Here is a 17,958-nt window from a genome sequence, read left to right as displayed (position 1 = left end):
AACCCGCTGGCCAACCTGGCCCAGCGGGTTTTTTATGTCGTGGACAAGCGGATCAATAATCCGCCAGCAACCACACCTCATACGCCGGTGTTTCGTAGGGGTGACTGAGTTTGAGCGCAGCCACCACGGCCGTGATCAACTCATCGGCCACCACCAACTCGACCCGCCACTCTTCGACCTGCTCGAGCAGACCGGTTTGCCCAAGGAACGGCTGACTGCCGTCCAATGGGCGAAACTGACCAAGCCCGAGCACCTGCCACGAACAGCGGTCATAGGCGCCGACTCGTCCGCCACCGGCAGCGAATACGGCGTTCTTGACCACGTCGACGTGGCTGGGCGGGACGAAGAAAGCGAGCTTGTACACGGCGCTTAGTTCACCCACACGCGAGCGTTACGGAACATGCGCATCCACGGTGCGTCTTCGTTCCACTCTTCCGAGCGCCACGAGTTCTGCACGGCACGGAACACCCGCTCCGGGTGCGGCATCATGATGGTCACGCGACCGTCACGGCTGGTCAGCCCGGTGATCCCCCGCGGCGAGCCGTTCGGGTTGGCCGGGTAGCGTTCAGTGACCTTGCCGTGGTTGTCGACGAAACGCATCGCCACGCAACCGGACAGGTCGGCTTCGAGCAACGCTTCTTCGCTTTCGAACTCGGCATGGCCTTCACCGTGGGCGATGGCGATCGGCATGCGCGAACCGGCCATGCCCTGCAGGAAGATCGAGTTCGACTCCTGGACCTGGACCATCGCCACGCGGGCCTCGAACTGCTCGGAACGGTTGCGCACGAAGTGCGGCCAGAACTCGCTGCCCGGGATCAGTTCATGCAGGTTGGACATCATCTGGCAACCGTTGCACACACCCAGGGTGAAGCTGTCGTTGCGTTCGAAGAAGCCCTGGAACGCATCGCGGGCACGGCTGTTGAACAAGGCCGACTTGGCCCAGCCTTCACCGGCACCCAGCACGTCGCCGTAGGAGAAACCACCGCAGGCCACCAGGCCCTTGAACTCGTTGAGGTCAACGCGACCGGCGAGGATGTCGCTCATGTGCACGTCGATCGCACTGAAGCCGGCGCGGTCGAACGCCGCTGCCATTTCCACCTGGCCGTTGACGCCCTGCTCACGCAGCACGGCAACCTGTGGGCGAATGCCTTTCTTGATGTAGGGCGCGGCGATGTCCTGGTTGACGTCGAAGCTGAGCTTGGCGCTCAGGCCCGGGTTGTCTTCTTCCAGGATCACGTCGAACTCTTGATCGGCACAGTCGGCGTTGTCGCGCAGGCGCTGGATCTGGTAGCTGGTCTCGGCCCACTGGCGTTGCATCACCCGACGCTGACCTTCGAACACGGTCTCGCCGTTGAAGGTGATGCTGATTTCGCTGTTGTTGATCGGCTGGCCGATCACCGCCACGCAGTCGCCCAGGCCCGCCGCGCTGAACTGCGCGAGGATGTCCGGGGTGGCGTCCTGGCGGACCTGGATCACGGCGCCCAACTCTTCGTTGAACAGGATCGCGGCGATATCGGCCGAGGTTTCCGCCAGGCCATCGAGGTTCAGGCTCAGGCCGCAATGACCGGCGAAGGCCATTTCCACAGCGCTGGTCAGCAAACCACCGTCGGAACGGTCGTGGTAGGCCAGCAAGTGACCGTCGGCGTTCAGGCCCTGGATCACGGCGAAGAAGGCTTTCAGGTCTTCGGCGTCATCGACGTCCGGGGCCTGGCTGCCGAGCTTGCCGTGAACCTGGGCAAGGATCGAGGCGCCCATGCGGTTCTGGCCACGGCCCAGGTCGACCAGGATCAGGTCGGTGGTGCCCTTGTCCATGCGCAGTTGCGGGGTCAGGGTCTGGCGGATGTCCGTCACTGGGGCGAAGCCGGTGACGATCAACGACATCGGCGAGGTGACGGTCTTGTCCACGCCATCATCGTTCCAGCGCGTGGCCATGGACATCGAGTCCTTGCCCACCGGAATGGTGATGCCCAGTTCCGGGCACAACTCCATGCCGACAGCCTTGACGGTGTCGTACAGACGCGCGTCTTCGCCGGGGTGGCCGGCAGCGGACATCCAGTTGGCGGACAGCTTGATGTCGGAGAGCTTGCCGATACGCGAGGCGCAGATGTTGGTCAGGGTTTCACCGATGGCCATGCGGCCCGACGCCGGGGCGTCCAGCAAGGCCAGCGGCGTACGCTCGCCCATGGCCATGGCTTCGCCGGTGTAGACGTCGAAGCTGGTCGCGGTGACGGCAACGTCGGCCACCGGCACCTGCCATGGGCCGACCATTTGGTCACGGGCCACAAGGCCGGTGATGGTACGGTCGCCGATGGTGATCAGAAAGCTTTTGCTGGCCACGGCCGGGTGATGCAGGACGCGCTCGACGCAGTCGGCGATGTTCAGGGTCGACGGATCGAAATCGTCGCCCATCTCGCTTTCACGCACCACCGAACGGTGCATGCGCGGTGCCTTGCCCAGCAACACTTCCAGCGGCATGTCCACCGGGCTGTTGCCGAAGTGGCTATCCGTGACAGTAAGCTGCGGCTCGGCAGTCGCTTCGCCAACCACGGCGAACGGGCAACGCTCGCGCTCGCAGATCGCCTTGAAGATCTCGAAGTCCGCCGGGCCAACGGCCAGGACGTAACGCTCCTGGGATTCGTTGCTCCAGATTTCGTGCGGGGCCATGCCCGGCTCGTCGTTTGGAATGTTGCGCAGTTCGAAACGGCCACCACGGTCGCCGTCGTTGACCAGTTCCGGGAAGGCGTTGGACAAGCCACCGGCGCCGACGTCGTGGATGAAGCTGATCGGGTTCTTGTCGCCCAACTGCCAGCAACGGTCGATGACCTCCTGGCAACGGCGCTCCATCTCCGGGTTCTCGCGCTGCACGGAAGCGAAGTCCAGGTCCGCCGAGCTGGTGCCGGTGGCCATCGAGGACGCCGCACCGCCACCCAGGCCGATCAGCATCGCCGGGCCGCCGAGGACGATCAGCTTGGAGCCGACGAGGATCTCGGCCTTCTGCACGTGTTCGGCGCGGATGTTGCCCATGCCGCCGGCCAACATGATCGGCTTGTGGTAACCGCGCACTTCATCGCCGTGCGGGGTGGTGATGGACTGCTCGAAGGTACGGAAGTAACCGGTCAGTGCCGGACGGCCGAATTCGTTGTTGAACGCCGCGCCGCCCAAGGGGCCTTCGATCATGATGTCCAGCGCGGTAACGATGCGCTCGGGCTTGCCGTAGGGCACTTCCCACGGCTGTTCGAAGCCGGGGATCTGCAGGTTGGACACGGTGAAGCCGGTCAGGCCAGCCTTGGGCTTGGCACCGCGACCGGTGGCGCCTTCGTCGCGAATCTCACCACCGGAGCCGGTGGATGCGCCCGGGAACGGGGCAATCGCAGTCGGGTGGTTGTGGGTCTCGACCTTCATCAGGATGTGCACCGGCTCCTGCACCGCGCCGTACTGGCGGGTCTCGGGGTCCGGGAAGAAGCGGCCGGCGACGTTGCCGACGATCACCGAGGCGTTGTCCTTGTAGGCCGACAGGACGCCTTCGCTGTGCATCACGTAGGTGTTCTTGATCATGCCGAACAGGCTTTTTTCCTGGCTCTGGCCGTCGATGTCCCAACTGGCGTTGAAGATCTTGTGACGGCAGTGCTCGGAGTTCGCCTGGGCGAACATCATCAGTTCGATGTCATGGGGGTTGCGCTTCAAACCGATGAAGGCGTCGACCAGATAGTCGATCTCGTCTTCCGCCAGGGCCAGGCCCAGCTCGACGTTGGCGCGTTCCAGGGCGGCGCGACCGCCACCGAGCACGTCAATCGCGGTCAGCGGCTTGGGTTCGGCGTGGCTGAACAGGCCGGCGGCCTGTTCCAGGTTATCCAGCACGATCTGGGTCATGCGGTCGTGCAGCGCGTCGGCCACGAGTTGGGCCTGGGCGTCGGTGAACTCACCCGCCACGTAGAACGCGATGCCGCGCTCCAGGCGCTGGATCTTCGCCAGGCCGCAGTTGCGGGCGATGTCGCTGGCCTTGCTCGACCAGGGCGAGATGGTGCCAAAACGTGGCAACACCAGGAACAGACGACCGGCAGGTTCCTGTACCGGAACACTAGGACCGTACTTCAGAAGGCGCGCAAGCACCTGCTGTTCGTCGCCGGTCAGGACGCCCGTGACTTCGGCGAAGTGAGCGAATTCAGCATACAAGCCACTGACAGCCGGGACTTTTTGGCTCAGTTGCTCAAGGAGTTTGCTGTGGCGAAAGGCAGAAAGGGCAGGAGCGCCGCGCAGGATCAACATCTTCGGGACAGCCTCGGGAAGGGGGTGTGCTTTGAGGCCGTGCATTCTAGCCTAAACCGCCCGCGACGGCACCCGAAACGCTGCACCGGCCATTGCCCGAACGTCGGCCAGCGGTCCGCAGCCTATAACCAATGCTCATTAAGAAACCCCAAGGTGATTATTTTGGTACTCAAAATCTACCCGCAAGGCCCATTCCACCGGGTCCGGACCGGGATCGACGGCCTCTAGCAGACAAGCCCCTTGCTGTCGAGATATGGCGGCCACGGTCCTTTGCGTATACTGCGCAGATGTTTCTCCCAATGGTTTTGCGTCCCCGATGGGCCAAATGGCTCCTCGCAACCGGACTCTTCCTGGTGCTCAGCGGCTGTGTTGATAAACCCAACACCCTGGAGCGCATAAAGGAGGATGGCGTACTGCGCGTGGTGACACGCAACAGCCCGGCCACCTACTTCCAGGATCGCAACGGTGAAACCGGCTTCGAATACGAGCTGGTGAAGCGCTTTGCCGACGATTTGGGGGTCACGCTCAAGATTGAAACCGCCGACAACCTGGATGACCTGTTCAATCAGATCGGCAAGCCAGGTGGCCCGGTATTGGCTGCTGCCGGCCTGGTCAGCAGCGATCTGCGCAAGGCCCAGGTCAGGTTCTCCCACCCGTACCTGGAAGTGACCCCGCAGGTCATCTACCGTAACGGCCAGCCGCGGCCCACCAGTGCCGCAGGCCTGGTGGGCAAGAAGATCATGGTGCTCAAGGGCAGCACCCACGCCGAACAGTTGGCCGCGCTAAAGCAGAAAGATCCCAGAATAGAATACGAAGAATCTGACGCTGTTGAGGTGGTTGACCTACTGCGCATGGTGGACGAGGGGCAGATTGACCTCACACTGGTCGACTCCAACGAAGTGGCCATGAACCAGGTGTACTTCACCAACATCCGCGTCGCCTTCGACCTGGGCGACACCAGCGAGCAGCGCTGGGCAGTGGCCGCTGGCGATGACAACAGCCTGCTCAACGAGATCAACGCCTACCTGGACAAGGTGCAAAAGAACGGCACCCTGCAACGCCTCAAGGATCGCTACTACGGGCACGTCGACGTCCTTGGCTACATGGGCGCCACCACCTTTGCCCAGCACTTGCAGCAGCGCTTGCCCAAGTACGAACAACACTTCAAGACCTACGCCAAGAAAGAGAAAGTCGACTGGCGCCTGTTGGCGGCCATCGGCTATCAAGAGTCCCTGTGGCAGCCGACGGTGACCTCCAAGACGGGCGTGCGTGGCCTGATGATGCTGACCCAGAACACTGCCCAGGCCATGGGCGTGTCCAATCGCCTGGACCCCAAGCAAAGCATCATGGGCGGCGCCAAGTACCTGGCTTACATAAAGGAACAACTGCCCGACTCGATCAAGGAGCCAGACCGCACGTGGTTTGCACTGGCCGCCTACAACGTAGGCACCGGCCACCTCGATGACGCCCGCAAGCTGACCGCCAAGGAAGGACTGAACCCCAACAAATGGCTGGATGTGAAGAAGATCCTGCCCCGCCTCTCGCAGAAACAGTGGTACAGCAAGACCCGCTACGGCTACGCCCGTGGCGGCGAGCCGGTGCACTTCGTGGCGAACATCCGCCGCTACTACGACATCCTGACGTGGGTCACGCAGCCGCAACTGGAAGGCGACCAGATCGCCGAAGGCAACCTGCACGTACCGGGCATCGACAAGAGCAAACCGCCAGAAGAAAACCCGCCGCTCTAAAAGCTTCGCGGGCAAGCCTCGCTCCCACAGGGGATTTGTGCTGGCCACATGTTTTGTGGTCACCCAGGACCCTTGTAGGAGCGAGGCTTGCCCGCTCCCACAGGGGATTGAGCAAGGTTCAGGCCTTGGCGGCCGCCGCCAGGATCAGTGCCTTCATCTCCGACACCGCCGACTTGAACCCGACGAACAGCGCATGCGCCACTAGCGCGTGGCCGATGTTCAGCTCGTTGATCCCCTTGATGGCGGCCACGGCTTCGACGTTGTGGTAGTGCAGGCCATGGCCGGCGTTGACGATCAAGCCCTGGGCCAGACCAAACGCCACGCCATCGGCCACGCGCTTCAACTCCTCGGCCACCGACGTCGGTGTCTGCGCATCGGCGTAGCGCCCGGTGTGCAATTCAATCGCCGGTGCGCCGACGCGCTTGGAGGCGGCGATCTGGCGCTCGTCGGCATCGATGAACAGCGACACTTCGCAGCCAATCTTCGCCAGGCGCTCCACCGCGGCCTTGATCCGCGCCTCCTGCCCCGCCACGTCCAGGCCGCCCTCGGTGGTCAGCTCCTGGCGGGTTTCCGGCACCAGGCAGATGTGTGCCGGGCGGATGCGCTCGGCGAACAGCATCATTTCTTCGGTGACGCCCATTTCGAAGTTCATGCGGGTTTGCAGCACGTCCTTGAGCAACAGCACGTCGCGCTCCTGGATGTGCCGGCGATCTTCGCGCAAATGCACGGTGATGCCATCGGCGCCCGCTTCTTCCGCATCCAGCGCCGCCTTCACCGGATCAGGATAACGCGTGCCCCGGGCCTGACGCAGGGTGGCAACGTGGTCGATGTTCACGCCAAGAAGAATACGGGTGCTGGTGGTCACGGCAAGCGCTCCAGAAGAAGAGAAAGTTCGGTGCACAGCATACGGATTGATCAGGGCTTGCGAAACAACTCGCGACTGACCAATGGCCGGCCACCCAGATGAACGGCCAGCGCCTGGCGCATCAGCCGCTTGGCCGCCGACAACGCGCCGGGGGCGCTCCAGTCGGTGCTCGCCATCGCCAGCAACTCGGCGCCGTTGAACAGGCCAGGTTGCAGCAGGTAGACCCGCTCGAGTCCAGCATCGACCTGCAAGCGATACAGGCCATCAACGGCAATGGGTTCGCCCTGCACGTCTGCGGTCAACGCAAAGCCGTAACCCAGGTCATCCAGCAGGCGCCATTCGAAGGAACGCAGCAAGGGCTCCAGCGCGCGACCTTCCGCCAAGGCCAGCAACGTGGCGGCGTAGTGCTCAAACACCGCGGGATGGGGATCTTCGGCAGGCAGCAGGCGAATCAGCAACTCATTGAGGTACAGGCCGCTGAACAGCGCTTCACCGCTGAGCCAGGTAGAGACGCCCGCACTCTCCATGCGCCCGACGTTTTTCAACTCGCCGCGCCCCCGGAACTCGACCTCCAGCGGTACAAAAGGCCGAGCCAGTGTCCCGGCCTTGCCCCGCGCACTGCGCAACACCGCCCGCAGCCGCCCTTGCGGCGTGAGGAAGTCGACCAACGCGCTGGTCTCACGGTAGGCGCGAGAGTGGAGAACGTAGGCGGGTTGGGCGAGGGGTTGGGACATAGAAATCGCATCTTAGTGTGGGAATGCAGTTTTACTAACGACCTCAAACCAATGTGGGAGCGGGCTTGCTCGCGAAGAGGGAGTCTCAGTCGGCATGGATAGCGCCTGACACTCTGCCTTCGCGAGCAAGCCCGCTCCCACAAGGTTCTACAATGTGGCCAAAATCGGTACTACAAATCGCCATAACCCAGCGAACGCAAGGCGCGCTCGTCATCGGACCAGCCGCCCTTCACCTTGACCCACAGGTTGAGCATGACCTTGGAGTCGAACAACAGCTCCATGTCCTTGCGCGCTTCGGTGCCGATGCGCTTGATGCGCTCGCCCTTGTCGCCAATGATGATTTTCTTCTGGCCGTCACGCTCGACGAGGATCAAGGCATGGATGTGCAAGGTCTTGCCTTGCTGCTTGAACTCTTCGATTTCGACGGTGATCTGGTACGGCAGCTCGGCACCCATCTGGCGCATGATTTTCTCGCGCACCAGCTCGGCAGCCAGGAAACGACTGCTGCGGTCGGTGATCTGGTCTTCCGGGAAAAAGTGTTCGTTTTCCGGCAGGTGCTCGGCGATCACCCGCTCCAAGGCATCGAGGTTGTGGCCGTGCTGGGCAGAGATCGGGATGATCTGCGCGTTCGGCAACTGCTCCTGCAACCAGCTCAGGTGCGGCATCAACTCGGCCTTGTCTTCGATACGGTCGGTCTTGTTCAACGCGACGATCAAGGGGCCCGTGACGTACTGGACGCGTTCGAGAACCATCTGGTCTTCGTCGGTCCACTTGGTGCGGTCGACCACGAAGATCACCACGTCGACGTCTTTCAACGCCGCCGAAGCGGTCTTGTTCATGTAGCGGTTCAGGGCCTTCTCGCCACCTTTGTGCATGCCGGGGGTGTCGACGTAGACCGCCTGCACGGCGCCCTCGGTCTTGATCCCGAGCATGTTGTGGCGGGTGGTTTGCGGCTTGCGCGAGGTGATGGCCAGCTTCTGGCCGAGGATGTGGTTCAGCAACGTGGACTTGCCCACGTTCGGACGGCCGACGATGGCGACATAGCCACAGCGAGTTGCAGTTGAATCAGTCATGGCCATTCTCCACGCCCAGGGCTATCAGTGCTGCGGCGGCCGCTACCTGTTCGGCAATACGACGACTCACACCCTGACCTCGGCTTTTTTCGTTCAGTAGGGTGATTTCGCATTCGACGAAGAACGTCCGGCAATGGGGCTCACCCTGGATATCCACCACTTCGTAACGCGGCAGCTCACAGGCACGCGACTGCAGGAACTCCTGCAGTCGGGTCTTTGGATCTTTGTTGGTATCGACCAGGGTCAGGCTCTCGAACTCGGACGCCAGCCAGGCCAATACGCGCTCACGCGCCATGTCCATGCCTGCATCCAGGTAGATCGCACCGATCAGCGCTTCAAGGGCGTCGGCCAGGATCGACTCGCGACGAAAGCCGCCGCTCTTCAATTCACCAGAGCCCAGGCGCAGGTACTCACCCAGGTCAAAACCACGGGCCAGTACCGCCAGCGTCTCACCTTTTACCAAGCGCGCACGCAGACGCGACAGTTGGCCTTCGCGGGCCAGCGGGAAGCGGTCGAACAGCGCCTCGCCGGCAACGAAGTTGAGAATGGCGTCACCGAGGAATTCCAGGCGTTCGTTGTTGCGCCCGGCAAAACTGCGGTGAGTCAGGGCCAGGATCATCAGTTCCTGGTCCTTGAAGGTGTAGCCGAGCTGACGCTCGAGACGGCTTAAGGAGACGCTCACGGTGTACCCACGCTGAGTTCGTGGTCGACGTCCGTCGCAGCGAGGCTGCTAGGCGTTTGGACAATTAACGCTGTGTTCAAAAATGACTTCCTGAATATCGTTGGCTTCATGCTTCGTGCAACCTTGTTCAGGCTCCAGAAAAGCATTCGGCGCTGTGTTCAACAGCGCCGTGGGTGATTACTTGATCAGGCCAACCCGCGAGAAATTCGGCAGGTGGCTGAGTTTGGGTTCTGGCCAGCTCATCCAGACCGCGAAGGCCTTGCCGACGATATTCTGGTCGGGAACCATGCCTAGCATGTCCTTGGGAATAGTAGGGTCATCCCAATAGCGACTGTCGTTGGAGTTGTCGCGGTTGTCGCCCATCATGAAGTAGTGCCCGGCAGGCACGGTCCATGTACGGTCAGGCGTTGCCCGGTAGCGGCTCATTTCCTTGCGGATCAGGTGCTCGGCAGTGCCGAGTTTTTCCTTGTAGAGTTCCGCGCTGCCCAGGGTGCCCGGCTCGGAGCCAACCAGTTGCTCGGCAATCGACTGGCCGTTGACGAACAGACGCTTGTCAGCGGTATAGCGCACCGTGTCGCCCGGCAGACCGACTACACGCTTGATGTAGTTGACGTTCGGGTCGCTCGGGTAGCGGAACACCATCACATCCCCGCGCTGCGGATCACCGACTTCGATGACTTTCTTATCGATCACCGGCAAGCGGATCCCGTAGGAAAACTTGTTCACCAGGATGAAGTCACCCACGTCCAGGGTTGGCTTCATCGAGCCAGACGGAATCTGGAACGGCTCCACCAGGAACGAGCGCAGCACCAACACGATGAACAGCACCGGGAAGAACGACTTGCCGTATTCGACCAGCAACGGCTCTTTGCTCAGCTTCTCGATCACGGCCACATCAGGCGGGCTGACGCTGCCTTGATAGGACGCAATCGCGGTCCGCCGGCGCGGTGCCAGGAAAACCAGATCGAGCAACGCCAGCAAACCGCAGACGAAGACAGCAATAACCAGCAACAGCGGGAAATTTAGTGACATAGGACCTAACTATCCAACCTGAGCACAGCAAGGAAGGCTTCTTGTGGAATTTCCACGTTGCCGACCTGCTTCATGCGTTTTTTACCGGCCTTCTGCTTTTCCAACAGCTTGCGCTTACGGCTAACGTCACCGCCGTAGCACTTGGCCAATACGTTCTTTCTGAGAGCCTTGACGGAAGTCCGCGCAATGATCTGCCCGCCAATGGCGGCCTGGATCGCGACGTCGAACATCTGACGAGGAATCAGTTCCTTCATCTTCTCGGTCAACTGGCGACCTTTGTAGTGCGCATTATCTTTGTGCACGATCAACGCCAGGGCGTCGACCTTGTCACCATTGATCAGCACATCCAGCTTCACCAGACTAGCCGATTGGTAACGATCGAAATGGTAATCCAGAGAAGCATAGCCGCGACTGGTGGATTTCAGACGGTCGAAGAAGTCCAGGACCACTTCGTTCATCGGAATATCGTAGGTCACCTGGACCTGGGAACCGAGGAACAGCATGTCGTGCTGCACGCCACGCTTCTCGATGCACAGGGTGATGACGTTACCCAGGTGCTCTTGCGGCACAAGAATATTGGCCCGCACGATCGGCTCACGCATGTCTTCGATAGACGACACGTCCGGCAGCTTGGACGGGTTGTCGACGTAGATCGTCTCGCCGGTCTTGAGCACCAACTCAAAAATAACCGTCGGCGCCGTGGTGATCAGGTCCAGGTCGTACTCGCGCTCCAGGCGCTCCTGGATGATTTCCATGTGCAGCATGCCGAGGAACCCGCAACGGAAGCCGAAGCCCAGGGCGTCGGAGCTTTCCGGGGTGTACTGCAACGACGAGTCGTTCAGGGTGAGCTTCTGCAGCGCTTCACGGAAGTCTTCGAAGTCGTCGGAGCTGACCGGGAACAGACCGGCATACACCTGCGGCTGGATACGCTTGAAGCCTGGCAGCACGTCGACATCGGGCGTGGAGCTCAAGGTCAGGGTGTCGCCGACGGGCGCACCGTGGATGTCCTTGATGCCCGCGATGATGAAGCCTACTTCACCGGCCTTGAGGTCAACGGTGGCGGTGTGTTTCGGGTTGAATACACCGACGCTGTCCACCAGGTGGATCTTGCCGGTGGACTTGACCAGAATCTTGTCGCCCTTCTTCACGCGGCCATGGCGCACGCGAACCAGGGACACAACGCCCAGGTAGTTATCGAACCAGGAGTCGATGATCAACGCTTGCAGCGGATCTTCGTAGTTGCCGGTTGGCGCGGGAATGGTCTTGACCAGGCGTTCGAGCACTTCATCGACGCCCAGGCCGGTCTTGGCGCTGCACTCGACCGCATCGGTGGCATCGATGCCGATGATTTTTTCGATTTCCTCTTTGACCCGGTCCGGATCGGCCTGTGGCAGGTCGATCTTGTTCAGCACCGGCATCACTTCCAGGCCCTGCTCGATCGCCGTGTAGCAGTTGGCGACCGATTGCGCTTCCACGCCCTGGCCGGCATCGACCACCAGCAGTGCACCTTCACAGGCCGCCAACGAGCGGCTGACTTCATAGGTAAAGTCAACGTGGCCGGGGGTGTCGATGAAGTTCAACTGATATTTGATGCCGTCTTTGGCGGTGTAATACAAGGTAACGCTGTGGGCCTTGATGGTGATGCCGCGCTCACGCTCAAGGTCCATGGAGTCCAGTACCTGGGCTTCCATTTCACGCTCGGCCAGGCCACCGCACATCTGGATGAAGCGATCGGCCAGCGTCGACTTGCCATGGTCAATGTGGGCGATGATGGAGAAATTGCGGATATGACTCAAATCACTCACGGATCAACACTCAAAAAGGCTGCAGGCATAGCCCGCCGAAAAATAGCCGGGAATTGTACCTGATCCGTGGCGCGAGCGTCACGTTTGCTGGCCAGGCAAACCATGCAAAAACGCCCCGTCCTGGCGAACGGGGCGTTTGAAAGGCCTGCAACGGCTGAAAATACCGACCGTCAACCGGCCCGACGCAACAGCCAGAAGCCGGCCAGCGCACAGATGGACGCGGGTATCAGGACCGCAAACAGCGGCGAGAAGCCGAACACCAGGCTCGATGGGCCCAGCAAGTCCTGGGCGATCCGAAAGGTGAACCCCACCAGCACACCGGTGAAGACCCGCTGCCCCAGGGTCACTGAACGCAACGGACCGAAGATGAAGGAAATCGCCATCAGCACCAGTGCTGCGGTGACCAACGGTTGCAACACCTTGACCCAAAATGCCAGCCAGTAACGGCCATTGTTCAGACCCTGCTCCGCCAGGTAGTGGGTGTAACCCCACAAGCCGCTGATCGACAGGGTTTCCGGGGTCATGACCACAGTATTGAGCAACTCCGGGCTCAAGGCCACGTCCCAGCGCTCGCTCGGCGTGCTCACGACCTCGGTGCTCTTGTCGTGGAACAGCGTGGTACTGACGTCGGTCAGTTGCCAATGGTCCTTGTCGAACTCCGCACGCTTGGAAAAGCTCGCGGACAACAAGTGCCGCTCTTTATCGAAGTGATAGCGGGTCACGCCATACAGCACGCCGTCGGGCTGTACCGAGTTGACGTGAATGAACTCGTCACCCTGGCGGTGCCATAGGCCGTGCTTGGCGCTTTGCGCGTCGCCACTGCCCTGGGCCAGTGAGCGATTGGCCTGGGCGATGTTTTCCGTCGCTGGCGCCACGTACTCACCAATCAGCAAGCCCGCCAGCATCAGCACCAACATCGGCTTCATGACTGCCCAAACGATGCGCCCGATGGACACACCGGCCGCACGCATGATGGTCAGCTCGCTGTTACTGGCCAGATTGCCCAGGCCGATCAGGCAACCGATCAGCGCGGCCATCGGCAACATGTCGTACATGCGGCGCGGCGCGGTCAGCAGTACATAGCTCAAGACATCCAGCACGGTGTACGTGTCGCTGGCATCACCCATTTCATCGATGAACGCAAACAGGGTCGCCAGGCCGAGGATAATCCCCAGAACCGCCAAGATCGCCATGAACACGCTGCTACCAATGTAGCGATCGAGCTTAACCACGGGTCACCTCCTGCGCACTGCGGCGACTCGCCATCTTCAATCGCAACGGTTCCCAATACAGCAGGCCAAGGCCAACGACCAGGAAGATCCCGTGGACCCACCACAACCCCAGCGCCACCGGCAGCTTGCCTTTTTCAAGGGCGCCGCGAGCGGCAATCAGGATGGTCAGATAAGCCATGTAGAGCAGAATCGCCGGCAGCAGCTTGAGGAAACGCCCCTGGCGCGGGTTGACCCGCGACAGCGGCACCGCCATCAGGGTCACGATGAACACCAGCAAGGGCAAGGACAGGCGCCACTGCAGTTCGGCATGGTTACGCACATCGTCGCTCGCCATCAGGACACGGGTGCTGATGGCATCGCGATCAGTCACCTCGTCACTGACATCGGGCTTTGGCAGCACGACACCGTAGGTTTCGTACTGGATGGCCCGGTAGTCGGCCTGGCCAGGGTTACCGTCGTAGCGATAGCCATTGTCCAGAATCAGGTAGCGATTGCCGTCGGCCAGGACTTCCTGGCGGCCCTTTTCCGCCACCAGTACCGAGATACCACGGTCCTTACCGTCGCTGGCGACGTTCTTTTGCGTAATGAACACGCCCCCCAGATTGACCCGATCATCGGACAAATGCTCGGTGTAGGTCACTCGGGTGCCATCGCGCAGGGCCTGGAAACGCCCGGGCTCCAGGGTATCGAACTCGGTCAGGGCGTCCTGTTTGTTCAGCAGCAACTGGAACTGGTTGGCGCCTTGCGGGGCCAGACTCAGGCTCAGCCATGCGACCAGCAGGGCCACCAGGGTCGCCGGAAACAGGGTCATGCCCAGCAGGCGTTGCTGGCTCATGCCGGTGGCCGAGAGCACGGTCATTTCACTTTCGAGGTACAAGCGGCCATAAGCCAGCAAGATCCCGAGAAACAGCCCCAGCGGCAGGATCAGTTGCAGGAAGCCCGGCAGGCGAAAGCCCATGATCAGGAACAGGGAGCCCGGGTCCAACAGACCGGAAGCCGCCTGGGCGAGGTATTTGATGAAGCGTCCGCTCATGATGATGACCAGCAACACGGCGCTGACGGCGCTCAAGGTCAACAGGACTTCGCGGGAGAGATAACGGAAGACAATCAAACCAGACACTCCAGGGTTGTCAGGCTAGGGCGGCCAAACAAGCAAACGTAGCAGACGGCCCGCAGAACCCGAGCCATCGAAAAAGATGGCGCATTATCCTGTGATTGACCGCGCCTGTCACTGCGCATGCTCAAGCCGGCGGGCAAAGCGCTAAAGATCGACGGTGCAAGGGTTGTCAGGCGCACGGGGCGAGGTTCAAACTGCGGCCTTTGTCGCAGGCTTGCCAGCGTCTTTCTATATAGATGTACCGCGCGCGCGACGCGCCGCACTTTGACCATTTATTCAGGGACCCGGACATGGAACTGGTTGTAAAAAGCGTTAGCCCAGAAACGTTGAAAACCGCCACTCTGGTGGTCGCCGTCGGCGAAAACCGCACACTCGGCACCGTCGCCAAACAGATCGACGAACTGACCGGCGGCGCCATCAGCGCCGTGCTCAAGCGCGGTGACCTGGCCGGCAAGGTCGGCCAGAGCCTGTTGCTGCACAGCCTGCCGAACCTCAAGGCCGAACGCGTGCTGCTGGTGGGCGTGGGCAAAGACGCTGAACTGGGCGACCGCCCGTTCCGTAAAATCATCGCCGGCGCGCTCAGCACCCTCAAGGGCCTGGGCGGCACCGACGCCACCCTGGCGCTGGACGAAATCGTGGTCAAGGGCCGCGACAGCTATGGCAAGACCCGCCTGCTGGCCGAAACCCTGGTGGACGGCGAATACAGCTTCGATCAGTTCAAGAGCCAGAAGGCCGAACCCCGCGCCCTGAAAAAAATCACCCTGCTGACCATCAAGGCCGCACAGGCCGAAGTGCAGCGCGGCGTGACCCACGCCACGGCGATTGCCAACGGCATGGCGTTCACCCGTGACCTGGGCAACCTGCCACCGAACATCTGCCACCCGATCTTCCTGGCCGAACAGGCCAAGAGCCTGGGCAAGGAATTCAAAGGCCTGAAAGTCGAAATCCTGGATGAGAAGAAGATCAAGGAACTGGGCATGGGCTCGTTCTACGCCGTTGGCCAGGGCAGCGCCCAGCCTCCGCGCCTGATCGTCATGCAATACAACGGCGCCAAGAAGTCCGAGAAGCCCTACGCCCTGGTCGGCAAGGGCATCACCTTCGACACCGGCGGCATCAGCCTCAAGCCGGGCGCCGGCATGGACGAAATGAAGTACGACATGGGCGGCGCGGCCAGCGTGTTCGGCACCTTGCGTGCCGTACTCGAACTGAAACTGCCGATCAACCTGGTGTGCATTCTGGCCTGCGCCGAGAACATGCCCAGCGGCAACGCGACCCGTCCGGGTGACATCGTCACTACGATGAGCGGCCAGACCGTGGAAATCCTCAACACCGACGCCGAAGGCCGCCTGGTGCTGTGTGACGCCCTGACCTACGCCGAGCGTTTCAAGCCACAGGCAGTGATCGACATCGCCACCCTGACCGGCGCCTGCATCGTGGCCTTGGGTTCCCACACCTCGGGCCTGCTGGGCAACAACGACGAACTGATCGAGCAGTTGCTCAGCGCCGGCAAGGCCGCCGACGACCGCGCCTGGCAATTGCCGTTGTTCGACGAATACCAGGAGCAACTGGACAGCCCGTTCGCCGACATCGCCAACATCGGCGGCCCGAAAGCCGGCACCATCACGGCCGCCTGCTTCCTGTCGCGCTTCACCAAGAACCTGAACTGGGCGCACCTGGACATCGCCGGCACCGCCTGGATCAGCGGCGGCAAGGACAAGGGCGCCACTGGCCGCCCGGTGCCCCTGCTGACCCAGTACCTGCTGGACCGCGCCAAAGCCTGAAACCGATGACCCTGCGCGGCGCCCACCCATGGCGCCGCACGGGGCTCAGGAACCGCAATGACCAAAGTCGACTTTTATATCCTGCCCAGCGCCGATCCGTCGGCGCGGCTGGACTTTGCCTGCAAGCTCACCGAAAAAGCCTGGCGCATGGGCCACCGCATCTACCTGCATTGCAGCGATGCGGCCCAGCGCGACGATCTCGATGCACGCTTGTGGGCATTCAAGGGCGAGAGTTTCGTGCCCCACGGCCCCGCCGAAAGCGAGCCGGAGGGCTTGATTGTCCTGGGCCTGGGCGATGACCCCGGGCAACACCGGGACTTGCTGGTCAATCTCGACCTCAAGGTTCCGTCTTTTGCCCAGCGCTTTGCCCGCGTGGCAGAGGTGGTGGTGGAAGACCCCGCTATTCGTCAGGCCGCGCGGGAGAGTTTCCGCTTCTACCGCGAACAGGGCTATCCTCTGCAAGATCACCGTCTACAGCGCCTCTGAGTACACGATGGACACGCCAAATCCGCTTCCCAAGTCCGCGCACCTGCTGGACGACCTCGAGTCGATCCGCCAACTGCTCGGCGACGACAACCTGCAACCTCCCCTGTTGACCGATACGGTCGATCCCGTGGGCGGTGATGAGGGCCAGATTCCATTGCTGTTCGACCAGATTGGCGCCCAGGCGCCCGCGGCAGCCATCGAAGAGCCAGCTCCAGGTCCAACGCCTGCGCCTGTGCAAGCACCTGCTGCCCAGCCGGCAACGACCGCCCAGCAAGCCGCCGACGTCATGCTGCACCTGGACAGTGAACTGCGCGCCGCCGCGCAATTGATCATGCAAGACGTGATCGACGATTTCGCGCCGCACATCGAGACCGAGATCAAGCGCCGCCTTGATGCACGGATGGAGCGATTGTTGAGTCAATACGACCACTGACGCTATGGGCGGAAGTGAACGCACTCCCCGCCCCTTTAAACGCACTAGAAAACAATTAACCTGCCCCCTACAAATAACATGTAGCGGGCAGTTATTAACGCAGGCAACTACCGCCGTAAACCCGACCTATAACGATTGATTGCGTCACGGCCGGCAACCATCAGCCGACCCAACACTCATCATTTATATAATCAGCCTTTACCTGGACGCACCAACTCTTTGAACGTGCAGGCACCTTCGGCTTTATCTTCACAGTAGTATTGGTTGTACCACTGCTCCCACACTTTGCCCGCCTTGATACTGACGACCGTTCCCTCTTGCTTGAATCTCATGTCCAACTTCCCGCCATCGCGCAACGCGTAGCCACAATGCAGGAGCTCACCGACGACAGCGCCTTTTTTCGGCTCCCCGTGGGCCTTGAAGATCGCTTCCTCGAAACGCCCAACCGCCCCGCGACCGGTTTGTGACGTGCCATACCAGTCGCCCGTGCCGCCCACGGTTGGCGCCGTATAGGTTCCCACACCCACTTCCTTTATATCGGCGATCTTCGGACAATGCTCCATTGGCCCGGCCCACGCATTTGCCGACAACAGAACACAAAACAACAGCACCACTTTCTTGATAGCCATAAACACTCCATTTAGTTATTGAAACGCCATGATTGATTCACAGACACTTCGCACAAGTCGTAACTGCCTTGTTGT

At 61.4% G+C, this 17,958-nt stretch carries 15 protein-coding genes; 4 read left to right on the top strand and 11 right to left on the bottom strand.

Annotated elements, in window-relative coordinates; all coding sequences use genetic code 11:
* Positions 1-52 precede the first annotated feature (52 nt).
* Entirely contained in the window at positions 53-364 is a 312-nt protein-coding gene (locus tag BMW74_RS00845; RefSeq protein ID WP_093412199.1) for a YqfO family protein, read from the bottom strand.
* A 5-nt stretch (positions 365-369) separates the two neighbouring features.
* Positions 370-4,266 carry a phosphoribosylformylglycinamidine synthase gene (gene purL / locus BMW74_RS00840; RefSeq protein WP_093412197.1) on the bottom strand — a complete coding sequence of 1,299 codons (3,897 nt, stop codon included), beginning with the start codon at positions 4,264-4,266 and terminating at the stop codon, positions 370-372.
* Between the two features lie 287 nt (positions 4,267-4,553).
* Here purL and mltF point away from each other — a divergent pair, with 287 nt between their 5' ends.
* The gene (gene mltF, locus BMW74_RS00835) at positions 4,554-6,014 is read left to right on the top strand and encodes a membrane-bound lytic murein transglycosylase MltF (RefSeq protein WP_093412193.1); all 1,461 of its coding nucleotides are present in this window, start codon (positions 4,554-4,556) and stop codon (positions 6,012-6,014) included.
* Between the two features lie 118 nt (positions 6,015-6,132).
* Here the strand turns inward: mltF and pdxJ are convergent, their stop codons facing one another.
* The 8 genes from pdxJ to lptF form a co-directional block, all read right to left on the bottom strand.
* Positions 6,133-6,879: a pyridoxine 5'-phosphate synthase gene (gene pdxJ / locus BMW74_RS00830; RefSeq protein WP_093412191.1), complete on the bottom strand. Its 747-nt coding sequence runs from the start codon at positions 6,877-6,879 to the stop codon at positions 6,133-6,135.
* Between the two features lie 50 nt (positions 6,880-6,929).
* The gene (gene recO, locus BMW74_RS00825) at positions 6,930-7,613 is read right to left on the bottom strand and encodes a DNA repair protein RecO (RefSeq protein ID WP_093412188.1); all 684 of its coding nucleotides are present in this window, start codon (positions 7,611-7,613) and stop codon (positions 6,930-6,932) included.
* A 170-nt stretch (positions 7,614-7,783) separates the two neighbouring features.
* Complete coding sequence (gene era, locus BMW74_RS00820) at positions 7,784-8,686, bottom strand: GTPase Era (RefSeq protein ID WP_093412186.1); 903 nt, start codon at positions 8,684-8,686, stop codon at positions 7,784-7,786.
* Positions 8,679-9,368 (bottom strand): ribonuclease III, encoded by a 690-nt coding sequence (gene rnc, locus BMW74_RS00815; RefSeq protein WP_093412184.1) that lies wholly within the window; start codon positions 9,366-9,368, stop codon positions 8,679-8,681. The genes era and rnc overlap by 8 nt, the downstream gene beginning before the upstream one ends.
* Before the next feature lie 177 nt (positions 9,369-9,545).
* Positions 9,546-10,400, bottom strand: coding sequence for a signal peptidase I (gene lepB / locus BMW74_RS00810; RefSeq protein ID WP_093412181.1), 855 nt, complete (start codon positions 10,398-10,400; stop codon positions 9,546-9,548).
* Between the two features lie 5 nt (positions 10,401-10,405).
* The gene (gene lepA / locus BMW74_RS00805; RefSeq protein WP_093412180.1) at positions 10,406-12,205 is read right to left on the bottom strand and encodes a translation elongation factor 4; all 1,800 of its coding nucleotides are present in this window, start codon (positions 12,203-12,205) and stop codon (positions 10,406-10,408) included.
* A 170-nt stretch (positions 12,206-12,375) separates the two neighbouring features.
* Positions 12,376-13,437, bottom strand: a complete 1,062-nt coding sequence (lptG, locus tag BMW74_RS00800; RefSeq protein ID WP_093412177.1) for an LPS export ABC transporter permease LptG — start codon at positions 13,435-13,437, stop codon at positions 12,376-12,378.
* Positions 13,430-14,548 (bottom strand): LPS export ABC transporter permease LptF, encoded by a 1,119-nt coding sequence (lptF, locus tag BMW74_RS00795; RefSeq protein WP_093412174.1) that lies wholly within the window; start codon positions 14,546-14,548, stop codon positions 13,430-13,432. Before lptF ends, lptG begins: the two co-directional genes overlap by 8 nt.
* Positions 14,549-14,844: 296 nt before the next feature.
* Between lptF and BMW74_RS00790 the strand changes: the two genes are divergently transcribed.
* From BMW74_RS00790 to BMW74_RS00780, 3 genes are read left to right on the top strand one after another with little or no spacing between them, the layout of a single operon-like run.
* On the top strand, positions 14,845-16,335 hold the full coding sequence (locus BMW74_RS00790) for a leucyl aminopeptidase (RefSeq protein ID WP_093412171.1): 1,491 nt from the start codon (positions 14,845-14,847) through the stop codon (positions 16,333-16,335).
* 57 nt (positions 16,336-16,392) lie between these two features.
* Positions 16,393-16,821, top strand: a complete 429-nt coding sequence (locus BMW74_RS00785; RefSeq protein ID WP_093412168.1) for a DNA polymerase III subunit chi — start codon at positions 16,393-16,395, stop codon at positions 16,819-16,821.
* Positions 16,822-16,828: 7 nt separating this feature from the next.
* The gene (locus BMW74_RS00780) at positions 16,829-17,254 is read left to right on the top strand and encodes a DNA polymerase III subunit chi (RefSeq protein ID WP_093412165.1); all 426 of its coding nucleotides are present in this window, start codon (positions 16,829-16,831) and stop codon (positions 17,252-17,254) included.
* A gap of 191 nt (positions 17,255-17,445) precedes the next feature.
* On the opposite strand, the gene BMW74_RS00775 is transcribed toward BMW74_RS00780, so the two are convergent.
* Entirely contained in the window at positions 17,446-17,883 is a 438-nt protein-coding gene (locus tag BMW74_RS00775; RefSeq protein WP_093412162.1) for a DUF3757 domain-containing protein, read from the bottom strand.
* Positions 17,884-17,958: the final 75 nt, after the last annotated feature.

Source organism: Pseudomonas sp. ok272 (genome assembly GCF_900109995.1).
Classification (GTDB): Bacteria; Pseudomonadota; Gammaproteobacteria; order Pseudomonadales; family Pseudomonadaceae; genus Aquipseudomonas.
The sequence above is the reverse complement of the archived record's forward strand: the minus strand, read 5'-3'. Positions and strand labels throughout refer to the sequence as shown.